The following is a 16,457-nucleotide window of genomic DNA, read 5'->3' as shown; positions in this document are numbered from 1 at the left end:
CATCTTTATGAAAAAGTATACTATATTTTTAATTTTCATCATTGCACTAACTCTATCTTCCTGCAAAAAGGATTTCCTAAACATCATACCCCAGGGAAAACAAGTTGCGAGTACTACAGAGGATTATCGAAAACTATTGAACAACAAACGTTTTTATGTTTACGACTATTCCGGTGGCTGGCAGGGGCAGGTGTTAATGGGTGATGATGTTGCTGCAGAAGGTGGCTTATATAACTCGGCTACTCCGGTTACACAAAAGGCCTTTTCCTGGGTCGACGATATTTTTCAATCTGGAGAAATTGACTGGACTCAGCAATTATGGCTGGAGAACCTCTATACCCTCAATAAAATTATAAATGAAGCACCAGAATCTGTTGGTGGAACGGAACAGCAGAAAGCGGTGGTAATAGCTGAAGCTCAAGCCACAAGAGCCTGGCTTTATTTTCAATTTGTGAATTTCTTTGGAAAATCATATCAAAAAGCATCTGCTGAAACAGACCTTGCTTTTCCGATTATTACTACAGCTGATGTAACCATAAGATCGTATAGCCGTGCCACCGTACAGCAGGTGTATGACTTTATTGAAACCGACTTTAAGCAAGCTATTACTGTACTACCTATAACGAGTGAAAGTGCGGTGCATTTTAATCGTGCTGCTGCAAAAGGTTTGTTAGGAAAAGTGTATCTGTTTACAGGCAGATATACTGAAGCCCTGCAAATGTTCAATGAATCTTTTTCAGACAATTCCTCATCTGCCGTTCCAGCCAGATTGTATGATTATAACAAGGAATTTGCTACCGGCGGAAAGTTTGATCCGGTAACTACCAGCGGCCCCTCCAATTCTCCGGGCATAAATTACCTGGATTTTACTGAATCACTGGTTGCAAAATCATTTTATAATAGTTCCTATAATGGAAACGGTTACGGAAACGACTGCATTGTATTATCTTCCAAAACAAGGATGCTTTTTGATCCTGCTGATTTAAGGCTAAAATTTTATGCTGCCCAGTTCCCGTACCAACAACAGAATCCATCTGGGAGATTATCCAAAATTGGAGTCTCTTATAGTAAGTTTGGCCTGCAGATTTCAGAACTTTATCTGCTCAGAGCAGAATGTAAAGCACGCCTCAATGATCTTAATGGAGCAATTACAGACCTTCAGATCCTTCGTGATTCAAGATTGCCATCCAGTGTTGCCAATATTCCATCAGCAGTAGCGGCATCTCAGTCCAGCATGCTGAGCTTCATATTTGATGAGCGGGAACGCGAATTTGCCGCAGAAGGTTATCGATGGTTCGATATGCGCCGCGAGGCATCAGATCCGCTTTTTCCAGCTAAAACTTATATCCATACTGTCTATAATGAAGATGGAGTCCAGGCAAGCTATACTTTAAAAAGCGAACGTTTAACCATGCGCCTCCCCTATTATCTAATTGTTTCCAATCCTGAAATGCCTAATAATCCCTAATAAAAGTTACGAAAAACATGAAAAAAATAATAATCCTAAGCTTAATCCTATTCGCCATCATTAGCGAAGGAAAAGCACAACATACCTATACTATTGATGGGCAACTTGGATCTGACAAACAGGGATTCATCATACTTGATTACTACAAAAACGGAGTTTACATGCGTGATTCTGCACAAGTGCACAATGGTAAATTTAAGTTTAGGGGTACCTACATTGATCCCATATATGCCACATTGGATCTGAATCCAAATCACAATTATGTTACCCCTGATAAAGTGAAGCCAGCAGATCAGGCTAAATTTTTCATTGACGGACCAATGAAGGTAAACAGCAATTCGGAATTAAAAGAGTCATCCATCAAAGGCGGCAAAACCCAGGCAGATTATCTGGTTCGCGATGCCTCCTATAAACCGCTAAACGCTAAATTAGCAATACTAAGCGAGGAGATGCGTCCTTTGTACAAAGATAAAAATGTAGAAGCTATGAAACCAATACAGGCGCAAATTGGTGAGTTACTCAAACAGGCTCAAAAAATTGATAGTGCCTTTATTCATGAGCATCCGGATAGTTATGTGGCTTTTGATATCTGGAGAAGCAAACATATTAAGAGCACAGTGAAACCAGAATGGAGTAATGAATTTGATAGATTTAGCAAAGGCATCCGTTCTACTCAAGAGGGTTCTTTAATGGCAGAGAAAATTGCTAGAGCTCATCAATTGGTAACCAACAAGACGGCTCCTCCATTTACACTAAAAGATTTATCGGACAAAAATGTTTCATTGAGCGACTTTAAGGGCAAGAATGTTTTGCTTATATTTTGGTTCCGCCAATTTATTCCTTTTGAAACCTTCAGTTTGTATGCGCGTCGCACTCAAAAAAGGCTAAAAGATAAAAACACTGTTATGTTAGGTATCAGTTACGATGACCAGGAAGCCTGGCGTGGCATGGCAATGTCAGAGTTTCCTGGATGGATTCATCTAAATGCTGCAAAGGAGAAAATTTCACCAACAGTGATGGGGCCAACAGCCACTGCTTACGGCATCTATTCTTACGCCCATTTACCTTCAGCCTATTTCATTGGACCCGATGGTAAATTTCTGACAGACCGAATCAATTTAAATGACAATGAACTTGGTTTAAAACTTGAAAAACTGGTAAAATAATGAAAAATATATTATTAATCCTACTGCTTAGTTTATCTATAGCAGAGTTATCCGCACAGACTATTAAAATTCCCGATTTCCCTGATACGGGTGAAGAATTGAATAAGTATCCCTCTGTAGAATGGTTGAAGGGAAATCCTGTCAGTGATTTTGACCCTGGCAAAACGTATATCGTTGAGCTCTGGGCTACCTGGTGTGTTCCATGTATAGCAGCAATGCCACATATTGCAGAACTAAATAAAAAGTTTAAAGATAAGGGTATTATCTTTATAGCGCAAAACGTAATGGATTACGATCGGCAAAAAGTGGTTAATTTTGTCAAATCAAAAGCTGAACTTGCTGATTTAAATGTTGGTTTTGCAGGTATGCAAGGTAATGATTTTGAGCAAGGCTGGGTTAAAGGGGCAGGAGTTAATGGAATCCCACAAACCTTTATCATCCAGGGCAACAGATTAATGTGGCAAACAACACCGTATGCACTAAATGAAAAGGTATTGCAGTTACTGGTGGATCATCAATTCAGTATTGATGCAGCGAAGTCATTGAATATGAAAACAGAATAGTGTGATGATATAATATATAGACGGCAGTTAGGCATTTCCTGCCGTCTACATTAAGCTTAACTGCAAAATCATGGCTCGAAAGACCGTACCGTTCACTTTCATCAAAGTGTGATCATGACCGGGGTAGCGTTATGAAACCCAGAATCTCTCTGTCGTCTTCTACCCCATTATGGTCTTACTCAATCCACCTATACCTTTATCTATCATAAATTTTAATATGCTCAAACCTATGTTGAATTTCTGCAGAAAGATGATAATCTATTCTTTTATGTATTAGCTCAATACCTGCGATTGAGCAATTTGCTTACATGACTCTCGTCAGTTAAGCCGAACTCCATAGCCAGTTGTTTAAGGGTAAACTGGCCACTTTCGAATCGCTGACTTAACAATTTATGACGATACGTACCAATATAATCCCTGAGGGTAATGCCAGCATTTCTTTTGAAGTAAGGTCCCAAATATTCATATCTCAGGTTAAAATGGCTCGCCATGACCTCGGCCTTCAATTTTCCAGGACTGTAGATGAATTTATGAATATAACAAAAGATTGCCTGCATATCACGTCCTCGGTTTTGCGTGATTTTCATCTCAGGCATATTCCGCTGCAAAATTTCGGAAAGTACAAGAATCTGCATCCAAATAATATGTTCATTTTTCATCAAATCTTCTCTGAGCGAACTGATCACCTCAAATAATGAATTAACAGTTATTCGATCTGCAGCTGAAAGAGCAAAGCCCGAATGATGAGTTTCCCGGCTCTTGATAAGGTACTCGAGACTTTTAATGGCATCGAAGCCACCATTCGCCTGATGGATATAAACATCAGTAAATTTTAAATACATGAAGTATGTTTTTTCCTCGATTTCAAAATGATGGTATTCCTCTGGTCCTAATAAGAAAACATCCCCCGCCCGATAATCAACCGAAATAGACTTGATGATATGTTTTCCATATCCATTACGGATATAAATAATTTCATAGTGATTATGATTGTGGATGGGGTGTTCCCAGGTTACAGCCTCAAAATCTGAAATTAGGATGGGTTGAAATTGCTTGTACCGCTTAATCATAGATAAGTACAAACTTATCATAGTTTTATACAAAAACCAAGCTCTAAATCGCCTGCATCTTTGTGATCCGAATACGTTAGATCATGATCTAACAGCTGAACCGGATAACTCACCACAATATGATGGTGGTGAATACAAACTAAATAAAATATGACAGAAAAAAATACAGCACTGGTAGTTGGTGCAAACGGAGTGATTGGAAGCAACCTCATTCAGTATCTCGAAACACTGGATAATTGGGAGATTATTGGCTTGTCAAGAAGAGGCGGGAAAAATACAGGCAAAACGCAATACCTATCAGTCGATTTACTCGATACGGAGAATAGCAATGAGCAGCTGAAATCCCTAACAAACGTAACACATATTTTTTATGCCGCGTATCAGGACAAACCTTCCTGGAAAGAATTGGTTGCACCAAATCTAAAAATGCTTGTCAATGTGGTTAGTGTAGTTGAGCGTGTAGCTCCAAAATTACAGCATATTAGCTTAATGCAGGGATACAAAGTTTATGGCGCACATTATGGCCCATTTAAAACCCCGGCAAAAGAAAACGATGGTGGACATATGCCTCCGGAATTCAATGTAGACCAACAACAATATTTAGAAAAGCAACAATTAGGTAAAGATTGGAGTTGGTCGGCACTTCGGCCTTCGGTTGTGGGTAGTACAGCCTTAGGAAATCCTATGAATCTTGCTTTAGTGATAGCTGTGTATGCAACAATTTCTAAGGAGCTGGGTTTACCTCTACGCTTTCCCGGCAAAGCAGGAGCCTATGATAAATTAATGGATTTAACTGATGCTGGACTATTAGCCAAAGCAACCGTTTGGGCTTCTACAAACCCTGGCTGTAAAAATCAGGCCTTTAATATTACTAATGGAGATTTAATTCGCTGGAATGAGCTTTGGCCTAAGATTGCTGCTTATTTTGAGATGGATATGGCCCCTCCATTGCATTTACCTTTAGCATCCATTATGTCCGACAAAGCAGTGATATGGGAGCAAATACAAGACAAATACAACTTGAGAAAGCACGATTATACGGAAGTGTCTGCCTGGGCTTTTGGTGATTTTGTTTTCTCCTGGGATTATGATTTCTTTTCTGACAGTACCAAATCCAGACGGATGGGCTTCCATGATTATATTGATTCTGAGCAAATGTTCTTTAATCTTTTTGATGAACTTAAAATGAATCAAGTGATCCCTTAAGATTGATGTTTTTGGCAAGTATGTAAAGATTCGTACCGCTGAAAAATAAGAATTTTAATATTTATCAGGCAGCGGGTGGTCATTTGTACGATCCACCCGCTGAAATGAAATGGCTAACCTGCTATTATCCCCCGGCCACCTCAAAATACAATTCATGTGCTGCCCATAGAAATTTACTGCCTTCCTCATGTTCTTCTGCTACCAGCTCAGCATAACAAATCCCACCAATATTCAAACTGGTATTGCCAATAGGATGTTTCCTGTGGTAATATTCCATTGTAACAGAAAGTACTGCCAGACAGCCCTTTGGAACATCGAATACAAATGACAATCCGTTTAGTTTGAATGCCTTTCTTGGAATCACACAACAATATCCCAGTAACCTAAGGGCTGATGTTCTATTTTAAGATAGATTAAAAGATCTTCCGTAGCTTATTACTAAATTTGATTGATCAAAACACAGTATGAAATCAGAACTAGAAAAATGTCTTGCTGGGGAGCAGTTCAATACCTCAGATCCGGAAATCCAGACCATAATTCACCGGGCAAGAACTGTTACCAAAGAATATAATAATACCAACAGCAGTGAGGATGCAAAGCGCCGTGAATTATTATCGACACTTTTTGGCCAGATTGGAAGTAATGTAAATATTGACACACCATTTTACTGCGACTACGGAAAACACATTTCCATAGGGAGTAATGTCATCATCAATATCAACTGTACATTCGTTGATTGCAATAAAATTGAGATCGGCAACAATGTACTGATCGCTTCCAACGTACAAATCTATACCGCTACGCACCCTGTAGAAATGAAAGATAGATTAGTAGAGAAAGAATGGACTGAGGTATCAGACCTACCCTTTTTCCGTACTTTTGCGCTCCCTGTTAAAATAGAAGACAATGTGTGGATAGGCGGAGGCGTCATCATATTACCCGGAGTAACCATCGGTAAAAATACTGTAATTGGTGCCGGAAGTGTGGTCACAAAATCGATCCCTGAAAATAGTCTTGCGTTTGGTAATCCCTGCCGTGTTGTACGTTCAATTAATAAATAATGACAGTTAAAGCCTTAATATTTGATCTTGACGGTACAATTGCCGATACGCTTCCCCTCTGTATTTCCGCATTCAGGGCATCTATAGAACCATTGATTCAGCGGTCACTGTCTGACACGGAAATCATAACTACTTTCGGCCCCTCTGAAGAAGGTACCATAATGGCCTTAGCACCGGATTTTTATGATGAAGGAATCGCATCTTATCTGCGAAACTATGAAGATCTCCATAAAAACTGTCCCGCGCCATTTGATGGCATCCGGAATATATTAGATGAATTGACAAATAAAGGTATTCCAATTGCTATGGTTACCGGAAAAGGGAAACATAGTACGGAAATCTCTCTCAGGCATTTCTCACTCACCAAATATTTTTCCATCATTGAAACAGGCTCTACATCAGGTCCCAGGAAAGTCCAGGGGATTGAGTCTGTTCTTCATCAATGGAGTGATATACATAAAAGCGAAGTTGTTTATATTGGTGATGCCCCAAGTGACATCACCGCCTGCCGGCAGGTGGGTATCCCAGTTGTGGCCGCGGCCTGGGCAGACAGTGCAGAACCGGAAATATTACAAGCTATGCGCCCCGACGCGTTGTTTCTAAACATTGAAGATTTCAAAACCTGGTTACGTACAGGGTCAACTATATCTATGGATTAAATAAGTACATTTGCATCTATTTTTTTAATTTAATGACAGGGTAATACGTTCATATACATTCGACAGTTCTAATCCTGCTATTACATCGTCAATAGACAAACTTAATTAACAAGTTGCAAAATGGCCTTCTCTATGAAAGTCTGAACTCCAAGAGCAGATAGGGCAATACTGCTGGTTCTGCTATATCTCGCCATATTAATTCCCATAAAATTCCCCTCAAAATCAAACAAAGGTCCCCCACATGCAGATGGCCGCAATTTGGCATCATGAACAAATACATGTTCAAATCCATCCCGACGTTGACTTCTACCACCCTCAAAGCGTTCAGCAACATGAGTACTCGTGACCAATGGCCGAACCCCAAGTTTGATATTTAAAATCATCCGATCTCCATTACGATTTAATACTAAAGAAATCATATCCTGAGCCTTATTTCTCTGCACTTCATCCACAAACATATCCGGGGTCGAAACCGTCACACCATTTACACTTAATATTTCATCACCTTCAAGAAGACCTGCAATCTGCGCTGGTGATTTATCCTGTACAAAAGAGATCCGGTTACGCCCCTGCCGCAAGTCTGCACCAGCACCCAAATACCCAATATTAAAGGTTGCTTTGAGATTGGTTTCCAAAGTACCAACGACACTGATTTCACCCGCCTTTGCCGGATAAGGTGACAGTAGAAATTTACCGATTTGAACATTGGCAAACGTCGATTTTGAAAAATGCACTTTCCTTAGCCCACGACCGAAGTTCCCTGACATTTCCAGTAAAACCAGGTCCTGGCGCTCATCCCTGAATATTACCCTTAGGGACAGTTTTTGTCCGGTATGATCAATAGCCGATATTTGGTTTTGAACCAAAGAACTCTTACTGATAACATGTATTCTTTCTGGCCGGGGCGAATCAGGGGTATTAAACTCAACCAGTGTACCCAGCGCATTTGACCCATCAGCATCATTGGTGAGCAGAACGGCATAATCATCCAGTTTGTGTTTAAGCCTAGCGGCCTCAGATGTCACCATCATTGAATTTACCAATGGCACATTTGTCATTGCTGGCTCAAAGGGTATGGAATCTTGCTTTGGCAGCTTAACATAATCCAGAGGCTTATTTAGCGCCGACCAGTATTTTCTAAACATATCAATGGGAACTTCATAATTATTTTCCAGACTCTGGTCAATACTACTGCGAATTCCGATCACTGTGCCATCCATATCAAACACGGGACCTCCGGAATCACCTGGTTCCATCAGACAGGTCGTTCTGACCATCTCTCTTTCTGCATCCAATACATCGGCAACATATCCAAATCGAACTACAGCCATCTTTTCTGGAAAACTTCCAGGATAGGCAATGCTGAAACATGGCTGATTTACCCGCAGTGACGAAGATCTTCCTATTCTGGCAAAAGGGTATACCCCCGGTTTGATAATTTTAAGTGCTGCAGCATCGATGGGCTGGATACTCCCCAACCCCTTAGCGATCTGTTGTAAACCGCCAGGAAAAGTGACCAGATAGACTTTCAAGGGCTCACAGGCATGTGCTGCCGTCAAGATCATGCCGTCACCGCTGACCACAACACCGCTAAATTGCGGTCCGATGATCCTGTTTGCAAGCGTATCAAACTCATATAAACAAACACTGCTCTCCCTGACCAGCTTTATACAATTTTGCACCTTCAACTGCAATTTTGACGTGTTGATACCCTGTCCCTTTATACCACCAGGTAACAATAGCAAAAGACACACAAAGAATTTAATACAATTAGTTTTCATTTCAGTTTGGTATGATGAATAGCTATTATTTAGAAAATATTTCTGACAACTTCTCACTGAGTTCAGCGCGCATCAGGTCAATTGCAATGATCTTACCGCTTGGATCAATTAAAAAATTTCGGGGTATGGCAGAAACGCCATAAGCTATTGCTACCTCATTATTCATCCCTTTGAGATCGGTCACCTGCCTCCATGGCAACTTATCCTCTGCTATTGCCTTTTTCCAGGAAGCCTGATTGTTGTCAAGCGAAACCCCAAGGATGTCAAATCCCCGGGCATGATATAATTGATAGGCATGGAGCAAATTCGGATTTTCAGCCCTGCAGGGTCCACACCAGCTTGCCCAAAAGTCCAGCAACAGATATTTCCCCCTAAAATCTGACAGCTTTAAAGGCTTGCCACCGGTATCATTCTGGGTAAAATCCATAGCCATTTGACCAACAGCATGTGGCTTTTCAGCATCAAATGCTTTTTTACCGCGTAGCCCCACTGCAGAATTTCTTACAGAGACATCCAGTTGATCATAAAGACGCTGTGCCAGTTCAACACCGCTTGACTGGTAAAGCTCCCAGATGAGAAAGAAACTTAAAAAGCTCCGTGGGTTGGCTTTGATATAAGTCATGCTGATTTCATCCACCTTACTGCTCAGCAGTTTTGATTGCTTAATTACCGAAGCCATACCCGCAGTGTCTTTACGATTATAAAAACCTTCATACGCTGCACCTAAGTTATCTTTTTGTTGATAAACAGGTTCTTTAAGGGCTTCCACCTTTCTCCTATCCAGTTCATTGGGTCCTCCACCGCTCAACTTTGCCTGGGTGATTTTTGAATTCTCTCCAATTAGCCTGTAATTTTCATTTTCAAGGAGAAATGCATTGATCTCCCCTGCCTTATCAAACAGGTTGGCCTGCATGGGCTCGGAGACTGTACCGGTGAAAGTAAATGTTCCATCATCCACTTTAACAGAATCAACGATTACAGGACCTTTGCGCAGATAGATGAAGCTTTTTTGATAACCGGGAAGTGTTCCGGTTACTTCATATTTATGGTTGTTTTTTTGGCTGAATCCCTCTGCTGATAACACAGCAAGGAACAGCATGATGCTGATGATCTTCATATTTTTTCACATAATGAGGCTTATGCACCAGGAGCATCCTACTGCATAAAACCCGTTTAATATTTGTTAATTCCTTTCCAGTAAGGGTAAATTTGAACGTACTTTTTTCAAAGTGGCAACGATATATGCCTTAATTTCGGGATCCGAAGCCATTTCTTCCGCTCGGTGTAATACCTCCACAGCCTTCTTCTGAGCCCCCAGTGCATATAATATACTGGCATTAATGATGAGTCTTTCCTCACTCACCGGATCTTTCTTCAGTGAACGATCAGACCATTTTAAGGCTTCCCGAAGACAATTTTTATTGCCGGTATGGGTATATACTTCAAAGGCATAATTAGCCAGGTTGTTTTCAGTATCCCACTCTGATCCCGAATTGATCATCTGATTTACCGCCAGGATGTAAGCAGGCCAGTTATCTTTTTTGGAATAATAAGAGATTTTAGCTTTACCAAGCAATGCCGTTGCGTACGCAGGGTATAAACCTGTTAAATTTTCTTTCAGCCTGCGCCAGTCCAGGGCCTCATCATTTGATAAAGCAGGGTCAATGACCGATTTAAAAACACAACGCTCAATCAGCCCCATAGCTATGTCATTACCAGCAATGGCGTCAATTTCTTCCACATGATCCAGAACAAAAGTAAAACCGCTGTGTGCTGTGCTGGAAGTATATCTCATTATCAGATCAATGTTTTCTTTCGTCAGCAATTCGGCAGTACCGCTCTTTTTAATGTAGTCGCTGGCCAAAGATCTGGATTTCTCCTCATAGCCATTTTTAGAATCGGCATTTCTTTGATAGGCAATTGCAGCATGTTTCAACAATTCCCTGTCAGGATCACTTGTATTCTCAAGTTGATGTTTCAAGGTATAAAATTGTCGTTCAGGATCCAGCGCTTCAGCTGCCATCGCAATAAATCGCTCCGGATCTTGTGTACCACCTACAAAACGGTGCAGGAGTTCAGCATCCGGATTAAAAAAAGCGTATGTCGGGAAGTTGACTACCTCTGCAATTACTTTCAGCTTGCTGGCATCCGGATAATACTTTATTCTTTCAGGACCATCAGTTTTTGCGGTATCCATCTGAACCTTATAGCTGATGAAATTCTGGTTAAAATAATCCCCGGCAATTGCGGTTTGAAATACCGCCTGATCAATAACTTTACAGGGTATACACCAACTGGCATAACAGTCTACAAAGATCATTTTATTTTGCTGCTTAGCTATCGCAACCACTTTCTCCCAGGCAGTGTCCTCCAGAAAATGAATACCCTGCTGCCCAAAGGCACCCAAGGGCAGCCACAATAAAATCAAGAGTTTATACTTCATTTTTTCGCATCCTCCTCAAGCTGCTGAAATTGTTTATCTGATGGTAATGTTCCTTCTCTTAAACTGTCAGCAATTTTCATAAGCGCCTCGAGGCTATTCTGTGGCTGTTTATCTCTTTTAGCAGCAGATATAGCACTTTGAACCAGTTTAACAGCATATTTCCTTTCGTTCTGGTTCCAGAACATTTTAATGCTCCCGATCAGATAATGAAATTCCATTTGACTCATTTCCAACAATTTCATCGTGGCAGTAAATACGGCTGCATTCACAGGCTTAGCCTCAACAGGAGATGCAATAGGATAATATTGACTAATAGCTGCGACGGAAAATAGCGGACGCGAAGTCGTACTCTTTGCAATTATCCGTTGGATAAAAGCCCTCAGACCTGGATAGTCCTTTCTGTCATAATAGGTTTTATAGGCCTCCATTATCACATCAGCTATCAGCGTATTGTCATCGGCCAGGCATCTGTCAATATCGGCTTCTAAAACCTGCAGCAGCTTATCCTGCTCGTTTCTTTTATTTAAACTCCTGTAATAGGACAGAAATATTTCCGGATGAAGTTTTTCCTGATGTCTGGCCTCCAAAAATGCGGCAGCTTCTTCGGCCCTGCCCATTTTCTCCAATACATTATATTTCATCAGCAAGGCTCCACCGTTGTCCGGATTTTTCAGAATCAGTTGATGGAGAATGGATAGAGATTCTTCGAACTTACCTGAAAGCAAAAGATCTTTTGCGATGTTGATTTCGCTTGTCTTCTGTGCAGCTTTGAGGTTCTCCAACGAGAACTTTCTACCGATCAACAGTTCAATGGCCTCCTCCGTCAGTTCGACAGGAGAAGGCGTCCACACAATCTGATTATTCTGGATCACAAAAGTTTGAGGAATCCCTTTTACCCCGGCAGGCACCAGCCATTTTTTTGCAAAATCGCTATTTGATCCGCCTGCAAAAGCAACAGCATAAGACATTTCATCCCCTTTTGCCCTTACAAACTTGCGAACCTTGGTCAGGTCATTCTCCATCACCCCCTGTCCGATTATGGTAATCTGATCCTTATATTTCCTGTGCAATTCATTGAGGTGCGGAATGGCTCCCATACATGGTCCGCACCAGGTGGCCCAGCATTCTATGATGTAAGTTTTATTCTTATCAAAATGGCTGACCGCCTCGCCCTTCAGCCAGGTCACGTTCGGATATTCCGAAACCTGACTTCCAATGCCTAGTTCTGGCGTTTCATTTACAGACTGCGCGCTGGTGGTAAAGTTTATAAAAAACAAAACCGAAGTAATCACTTGTTTTAATTTCATATACTTAAATGTTCTTCAGGTTCATGCTTACAATTTTCCCAAAACCATCCCACTCTTTCACAATGGATGACACACTTCCGTTGACCTCGTTCAAATTCAATAAATAAAGTTTCCCGGTACCTTTCGTCTGGCTCCAAGTGGCAACGAATATCATTTTATTGGTCGTTCTTAAAATATCAATTGCAGTGATAACTTCATCTGAAGGGGCAACGAAACCGGCTTCAGAGTTTGTTGAGGTATTTCCGGAAACAAGGTCTGCCTGAATTCTATAGAGTTTATGGTTTGCCCCGTATAGACAAAAGGCATTGAGTTCCCCGGCTGCAAAGGTTGTAGCGTTTAAAATGTCAGGTGCGGATGAAATGTCTATTCTCGCCTGCGGGCCATTTGGCTCATTAATGATCATCAGTTCCCGGATGTTATCCGCTATAGGATTTTTAAAAATTCCCCATGATGATTTGTAGGCCGTCCCAACAGTATTGATCGGAAATCCCATTCCCTGTAAGACCATCTTCTTACCTGTCGCGGCTGGATTAAATAACCCTTTGTTACCCATGTTTGTATAAACTGTTGCCTTGTTTGACAGTTCAGGAGCGAGCAAGTAGCGGGTATTCAGCTGGTCATAAAACATAAAGCTATAGCGCGTAGGCATGATATAAGGAGCCGCTTCATAAGGTTTACCATCAGCCGCGAAAATCGGGGCCGTAAAAGAGGTGCCATTGCCGGTAAATACATCCTTGTTATTTATGAAAGCCTTCCCGTTCTGTGCAATAGTTTCAGGCAGTTTCTCAAATGAAGGCAGGTCGAAGAAAAAGCCATTGAAACTTCGTGTGAGCTGAAATCTGCTGGCATCTACTTCTTTCATGTCATTTGTACTGAGCAAATAAACCAGACTGCCGTTCATCTGAACCTGGACAGGTTTTCCTGTCAACGGATCACTGTTGCTGGCAGAGAAGATGTCTCTAAGAATGCTTTCCTGAACGGCAGCTCCAGTAAGGAAAGTTGCTGAAGTTACCAGACTCAGGTCTGTTCGATCTGCATGTTCTTCAAAAACCATTAATCCGCGGGGAAGGGCATCTTTTTCCGTGACATTTACACGATAAGTAACAACCTCGGTAATTCCACTGGGTGCCTGCCGTACCTGCAGTTCCACAAAATATGCTCCTGGTAGGTTTTGAATCACTTTGTCCAGGTTCTTTTCAGTCGATAAGGTATCAACTGTTGTATTTCCTTCAGTCCGGAAAATTCTCCACAAGTAAGATAAATTAGCCTCATCCCCTGCAAAGTTTATCTTTGGTTGAATCGCCAAAGCTTCGAACTGGGTTACTTCTTTTGTAATTCCACTTCCTACTGTGTCAATTTTAAATTCCGGCAATTCGGTATAGTCGTAATTTCCTCTGTCTTTTTTACAGGCAGAAAACACCATGGATACCACTGCCATGATCAGTAGGATATTTAATAATCTTTTTCTCATCATCTTACTTATTAAAAATCTGTAAACTCAACTAACCCATTCTCATCTCTTAATGGGGCTCCCGGATGTGCAGCATTGTACGCGTTCAACCAGGCACTGGCTTTGTGATAGATGTAAGTCCATTCACTGGAGAAGAAGGTCACGTCATCGTAAGTGGCAATTCCGGTGGCATCAATAATCAGCTGGTGTTTCGTCCTGCTGTACTCTCCGAACACAAAAATGAATCCTGCACCAGGAGGAAAACTATCCCATGCCGCCGGTTTGGTCAGTAAAGAAGTCCAGCTCAGCGTAAATCTTGGTCCGGAAACCGGCATATCCTTCAGTTCCAGTCTCGGTGCCGGAATAAACTGATCGTTTGCTTCTACCTCCAATACCAACCTGGCAACGGCATCTTTCAGCCGTTCCGTTTTTTTAATCTTCAGCCGAAGTGTAGTTCCAGTGCTGTTGGCAGGAATAACGAAGCTTGTAGGGAGTTCATATTCAGCAGGCAAAGCATTGGATAACTGTTGATTTATACCAAGTTTGAAAGCCCTTTCCTGATTTGAAGTCTCTCCGACGGCTCTCACCACGATCCGGATTAACGTATCTTCAATTGCGGAATTGATGGTACCGAAGGAGAATGCCAAAGAATCACTCAGCACCCCCTGTTTTAAATCACCGGATATCGCTATCGCAGATCTGCCTTCAAAGTAAGGCGACTGATCTGTTTTTTTACAGGAAATGCATACAAGGCAGCTCAATAATGCCACCGTTAAAATTTGCATTAAATATTTCATATTCTTTTATTTAAATATTGACTATTATAACCGCTTATTTACTACCAAATTGAATCTCATTTGGTGGCAGAGGCAACACATAGTTACGCGTGTCGTAAACTCCCTCAAACCCAGGTACTGCAGTATTATTTAGGCGCTTGTTGTAATAAAAAAACTGACCTTCAGAGAAAAACTCCTTGCGGTATTCCTTACTGATTTCTGACATGATTTCTGTGGTGTTGGCAGTAGGCTGAATTATACCGTTTTCTCCCCTTATATTACGCACCTTGTTGAGATAGGTCAATGCCTGGGCTTTATCTATTTCTAATACAGCCTCTGCCGCAATGTAATACATCTCCGGAATCCTGATGATGGGCATACGTTTGGTCAGGTTCGGATCAGGGTTGGTACTTGGCTGAAAAAGTTTATCAGAATAAATTCCAAAAGAATTGGACCTGATCAGATAGGATCTTCTGATGTCATCAACCCTGGGATATATACTATTCAACGTACCCGCTGTGATGGTGAGGCCACGTTGTGAATTGTCTGTAATAAACCCTGTTGTATTGGCCAGCATCTGGTTCTGATAAAGGCCGAAGATATATTCAGTAGTGAATGTGCGGTCTTTATTCGTATCGGAACCTGTCAGCGCAGTATTCAGCACCCAGGGAAAGGTAACTTCAGCTTTTTCAATTACCTTTTTCGCTGCTTCCAGCGCTTTTGCCGACTGGCCGGCCCAAAGATAAACTCTTGCTTTCAGTGCCAATACAGCATAATAGTTGAATTTTAGTTTCCTGTTCAGTAAATAACCATTGTCCTCATTCCCACTCACAGTCCTGCCAGTTGCAATGGGGTCTTCCTTTAACAATGATTCTGCTTCATCAAGGTCGGCCAGAATTAAAGCGATGACCTCTGCCGCTGTTATCCTTTTCGGAATGTCATTGCCATATTTCGTCACATAAGGTATGGCGCTTAAATTTGCGCCCCCTGCCGGATAAGTCGTTCCGAACAGGCGGAGCAGATCAAAATGTAAAAAGGCCCTCAAACCTAAAGCTTCCCCTTTGATGATATTAAAGTTACCCGCCTGGAAGATACTTTGGTCTGCGGAATTCAAGCCCTGTAACAGCAAGTTGGTGTTTGCAATGCAATTGTAGTTATTGCTCCAGATCGCATTAATCAGCCGCTGTACGTCCACATCAGTGTAACCTGCCTTTTCTGCTTTCGGATAGGTCTGATCCAAGGCGGGGTTGGTAGAAAGATCGTATTGCTGTCCAATGACATCAATAAAGCCGAAAGTCGTTTCCCTTCCATACGTGGAAGGATCCCCCATTTTAATGTATATACCCGCCAGCAAATCCTTAAATCCCGATTCTTTGGAGAAGAATTCTTCTTCTTTAATACGGGTACTTGGATTTACATCTGTCCATTTTTTGCATGACAGGCAAAAAAACAGGAAGGAAGACAGCAAGATAAATTGATATATTTTAGTGTGTTTCATGATGTACGT

Annotated in this window: 15 protein-coding genes and 1 pseudogene; 6 read left to right on the top strand and 10 right to left on the bottom strand. The window is 41.4% G+C overall.

The window, feature by feature from the left end; all coding sequences use genetic code 11:
* Positions 1-7: 7 nt before the first annotated feature.
* Genes ACSBL2_RS11830 through ACSBL2_RS11820 form a run of 3 tightly spaced genes read left to right on the top strand, consistent with a single transcriptional unit; the run spans position 8 to position 3,197 of the window.
* Complete coding sequence (locus ACSBL2_RS11830) at positions 8-1,468, top strand: RagB/SusD family nutrient uptake outer membrane protein (protein ID WP_442591906.1); 1,461 nt, start codon at positions 8-10, stop codon at positions 1,466-1,468.
* A 17-nt stretch (positions 1,469-1,485) separates the two neighbouring features.
* Positions 1,486-2,634, top strand: a complete 1,149-nt coding sequence (locus ACSBL2_RS11825; RefSeq protein WP_442591905.1) for a redoxin domain-containing protein — start codon at positions 1,486-1,488, stop codon at positions 2,632-2,634.
* Positions 2,634-3,197, top strand: a complete 564-nt coding sequence (locus ACSBL2_RS11820) for a TlpA disulfide reductase family protein (protein WP_442591904.1) — start codon at positions 2,634-2,636, stop codon at positions 3,195-3,197. Before ACSBL2_RS11825 ends, ACSBL2_RS11820 begins: the two co-directional genes overlap by 1 nt.
* 278 nt (positions 3,198-3,475) lie before the next feature.
* Here ACSBL2_RS11820 and ACSBL2_RS11815 read toward each other — a convergent pair whose 3' ends face one another.
* Both ACSBL2_RS11815 and ACSBL2_RS11810 read right to left on the bottom strand, forming a co-directional pair.
* Positions 3,476-4,039 (bottom strand): hypothetical protein, encoded by a 564-nt coding sequence (locus ACSBL2_RS11815; RefSeq protein ID WP_442592269.1) that lies wholly within the window; start codon positions 4,037-4,039, stop codon positions 3,476-3,478.
* A 69-nt stretch (positions 4,040-4,108) separates the two neighbouring features.
* Positions 4,109-4,267: pseudogene (locus ACSBL2_RS11810) on the bottom strand (AraC family transcriptional regulator); the annotation flags it as partial.
* A 150-nt stretch (positions 4,268-4,417) separates the two neighbouring features.
* Here ACSBL2_RS11810 and ACSBL2_RS11805 point away from each other — a divergent pair.
* Positions 4,418-5,473 (top strand): SDR family oxidoreductase, encoded by a 1,056-nt coding sequence (locus ACSBL2_RS11805; protein WP_442591903.1) that lies wholly within the window; start codon positions 4,418-4,420, stop codon positions 5,471-5,473.
* A 124-nt stretch (positions 5,474-5,597) separates the two neighbouring features.
* Here ACSBL2_RS11805 and ACSBL2_RS11800 read toward each other — a convergent pair whose 3' ends face one another.
* Positions 5,598-5,804 (bottom strand): hypothetical protein, encoded by a 207-nt coding sequence (locus ACSBL2_RS11800; RefSeq protein ID WP_442591902.1) that lies wholly within the window; start codon positions 5,802-5,804, stop codon positions 5,598-5,600.
* Positions 5,805-5,937: 133 nt separating this feature from the next.
* On the opposite strand from ACSBL2_RS11800, the gene ACSBL2_RS11795 reads away from it, so the two are divergent.
* Complete coding sequence (locus ACSBL2_RS11795) at positions 5,938-6,534, top strand: sugar O-acetyltransferase (RefSeq protein WP_442591901.1); 597 nt, start codon at positions 5,938-5,940, stop codon at positions 6,532-6,534.
* The gene (locus ACSBL2_RS11790; RefSeq protein ID WP_442591900.1) at positions 6,534-7,193 is read left to right on the top strand and encodes an HAD family hydrolase; all 660 of its coding nucleotides are present in this window, start codon (positions 6,534-6,536) and stop codon (positions 7,191-7,193) included. The genes ACSBL2_RS11795 and ACSBL2_RS11790 overlap by 1 nt, the downstream gene beginning before the upstream one ends.
* 101 nt (positions 7,194-7,294) lie before the next feature.
* Here ACSBL2_RS11790 and ACSBL2_RS11785 read toward each other — a convergent pair whose 3' ends face one another.
* The 7 genes from ACSBL2_RS11785 to ACSBL2_RS11755 form a co-directional block, all read right to left on the bottom strand.
* Positions 7,295-8,974, bottom strand: coding sequence for a trypsin-like peptidase domain-containing protein (locus ACSBL2_RS11785; RefSeq protein ID WP_442591899.1), 1,680 nt, complete (start codon positions 8,972-8,974; stop codon positions 7,295-7,297).
* Between the two features lie 25 nt (positions 8,975-8,999).
* Positions 9,000-10,091 (bottom strand): redoxin domain-containing protein, encoded by a 1,092-nt coding sequence (locus ACSBL2_RS11780; RefSeq protein WP_442591898.1) that lies wholly within the window; start codon positions 10,089-10,091, stop codon positions 9,000-9,002.
* Positions 10,092-10,157: 66 nt separating this feature from the next.
* Positions 10,158-11,417 (bottom strand): thioredoxin family protein, encoded by a 1,260-nt coding sequence (locus ACSBL2_RS11775; RefSeq protein ID WP_442591897.1) that lies wholly within the window; start codon positions 11,415-11,417, stop codon positions 10,158-10,160.
* Entirely contained in the window at positions 11,414-12,724 is a 1,311-nt protein-coding gene (locus ACSBL2_RS11770) for a TlpA family protein disulfide reductase (RefSeq protein ID WP_442591896.1), read from the bottom strand. The genes ACSBL2_RS11775 and ACSBL2_RS11770 overlap by 4 nt, the downstream gene beginning before the upstream one ends.
* 4 nt (positions 12,725-12,728) lie before the next feature.
* Positions 12,729-14,198 (bottom strand): PKD-like family lipoprotein, encoded by a 1,470-nt coding sequence (locus ACSBL2_RS11765; protein ID WP_442591895.1) that lies wholly within the window; start codon positions 14,196-14,198, stop codon positions 12,729-12,731.
* Positions 14,199-14,206: 8 nt separating this feature from the next.
* Positions 14,207-14,971, bottom strand: a complete 765-nt coding sequence (locus ACSBL2_RS11760; protein ID WP_442591894.1) for a DUF4843 domain-containing protein — start codon at positions 14,969-14,971, stop codon at positions 14,207-14,209.
* A 34-nt stretch (positions 14,972-15,005) separates the two neighbouring features.
* A complete protein-coding gene (locus ACSBL2_RS11755) occupies positions 15,006-16,448 on the bottom strand; it encodes a RagB/SusD family nutrient uptake outer membrane protein (RefSeq protein ID WP_442591893.1) in 1,443 nt (480 codons plus the stop codon).
* Positions 16,449-16,457 lie beyond the last annotated feature (9 nt).

Origin of the sequence: Pedobacter sp. AW31-3R, from assembly GCF_052180285.1 — a bacterium.
Lineage (GTDB): Bacteria > Bacteroidota > Bacteroidia > Sphingobacteriales > Sphingobacteriaceae > Pedobacter.
Note: the sequence above shows the minus strand (reverse complement) of the source record. Positions and strands in the feature narration are given on the sequence as shown.

What these genes read in the sequence shown, in the direction of transcription:
- ACSBL2_RS11760 (WP_442591894.1), bottom strand. Translation starts at nt 14,971, where the DNA reads ATGAAATATTTAATGCAAATTTTAACGGTGGCATTATTGAGCTGCCTT.
- ACSBL2_RS11815 (WP_442592269.1), bottom strand. Translation starts at nt 4,039, where the DNA reads ATGTATTTAAAATTTACTGATGTTTATATCCATCAGGCGAATGGTGGC.
- ACSBL2_RS11805 (WP_442591903.1), top strand. Translation starts at nt 4,418, where the DNA reads ATGACAGAAAAAAATACAGCACTGGTAGTTGGTGCAAACGGAGTGATT.
- ACSBL2_RS11775 (WP_442591897.1), bottom strand. Translation starts at nt 11,417, where the DNA reads ATGAAGTATAAACTCTTGATTTTATTGTGGCTGCCCTTGGGTGCCTTT.
- ACSBL2_RS11820 (WP_442591904.1), top strand. Translation starts at nt 2,634, where the DNA reads ATGAAAAATATATTATTAATCCTACTGCTTAGTTTATCTATAGCAGAG.
- ACSBL2_RS11825 (WP_442591905.1), top strand. Translation starts at nt 1,486, where the DNA reads ATGAAAAAAATAATAATCCTAAGCTTAATCCTATTCGCCATCATTAGC.
- ACSBL2_RS11785 (WP_442591899.1), bottom strand. Translation starts at nt 8,974, where the DNA reads ATGAAAACTAATTGTATTAAATTCTTTGTGTGTCTTTTGCTATTGTTA.
- ACSBL2_RS11830 (WP_442591906.1), top strand. Translation starts at nt 8, where the DNA reads ATGAAAAAGTATACTATATTTTTAATTTTCATCATTGCACTAACTCTA.
- ACSBL2_RS11770 (WP_442591896.1), bottom strand. Translation starts at nt 12,724, where the DNA reads ATGAAATTAAAACAAGTGATTACTTCGGTTTTGTTTTTTATAAACTTT.
- ACSBL2_RS11780 (WP_442591898.1), bottom strand. Translation starts at nt 10,091, where the DNA reads ATGAAGATCATCAGCATCATGCTGTTCCTTGCTGTGTTATCAGCAGAG.
- ACSBL2_RS11790 (WP_442591900.1), top strand. Translation starts at nt 6,534, where the DNA reads ATGACAGTTAAAGCCTTAATATTTGATCTTGACGGTACAATTGCCGAT.
- ACSBL2_RS11755 (WP_442591893.1), bottom strand. Translation starts at nt 16,448, where the DNA reads ATGAAACACACTAAAATATATCAATTTATCTTGCTGTCTTCCTTCCTG.
- ACSBL2_RS11795 (WP_442591901.1), top strand. Translation starts at nt 5,938, where the DNA reads ATGAAATCAGAACTAGAAAAATGTCTTGCTGGGGAGCAGTTCAATACC.
- ACSBL2_RS11765 (WP_442591895.1), bottom strand. Translation starts at nt 14,198, where the DNA reads ATGATGAGAAAAAGATTATTAAATATCCTACTGATCATGGCAGTGGTA.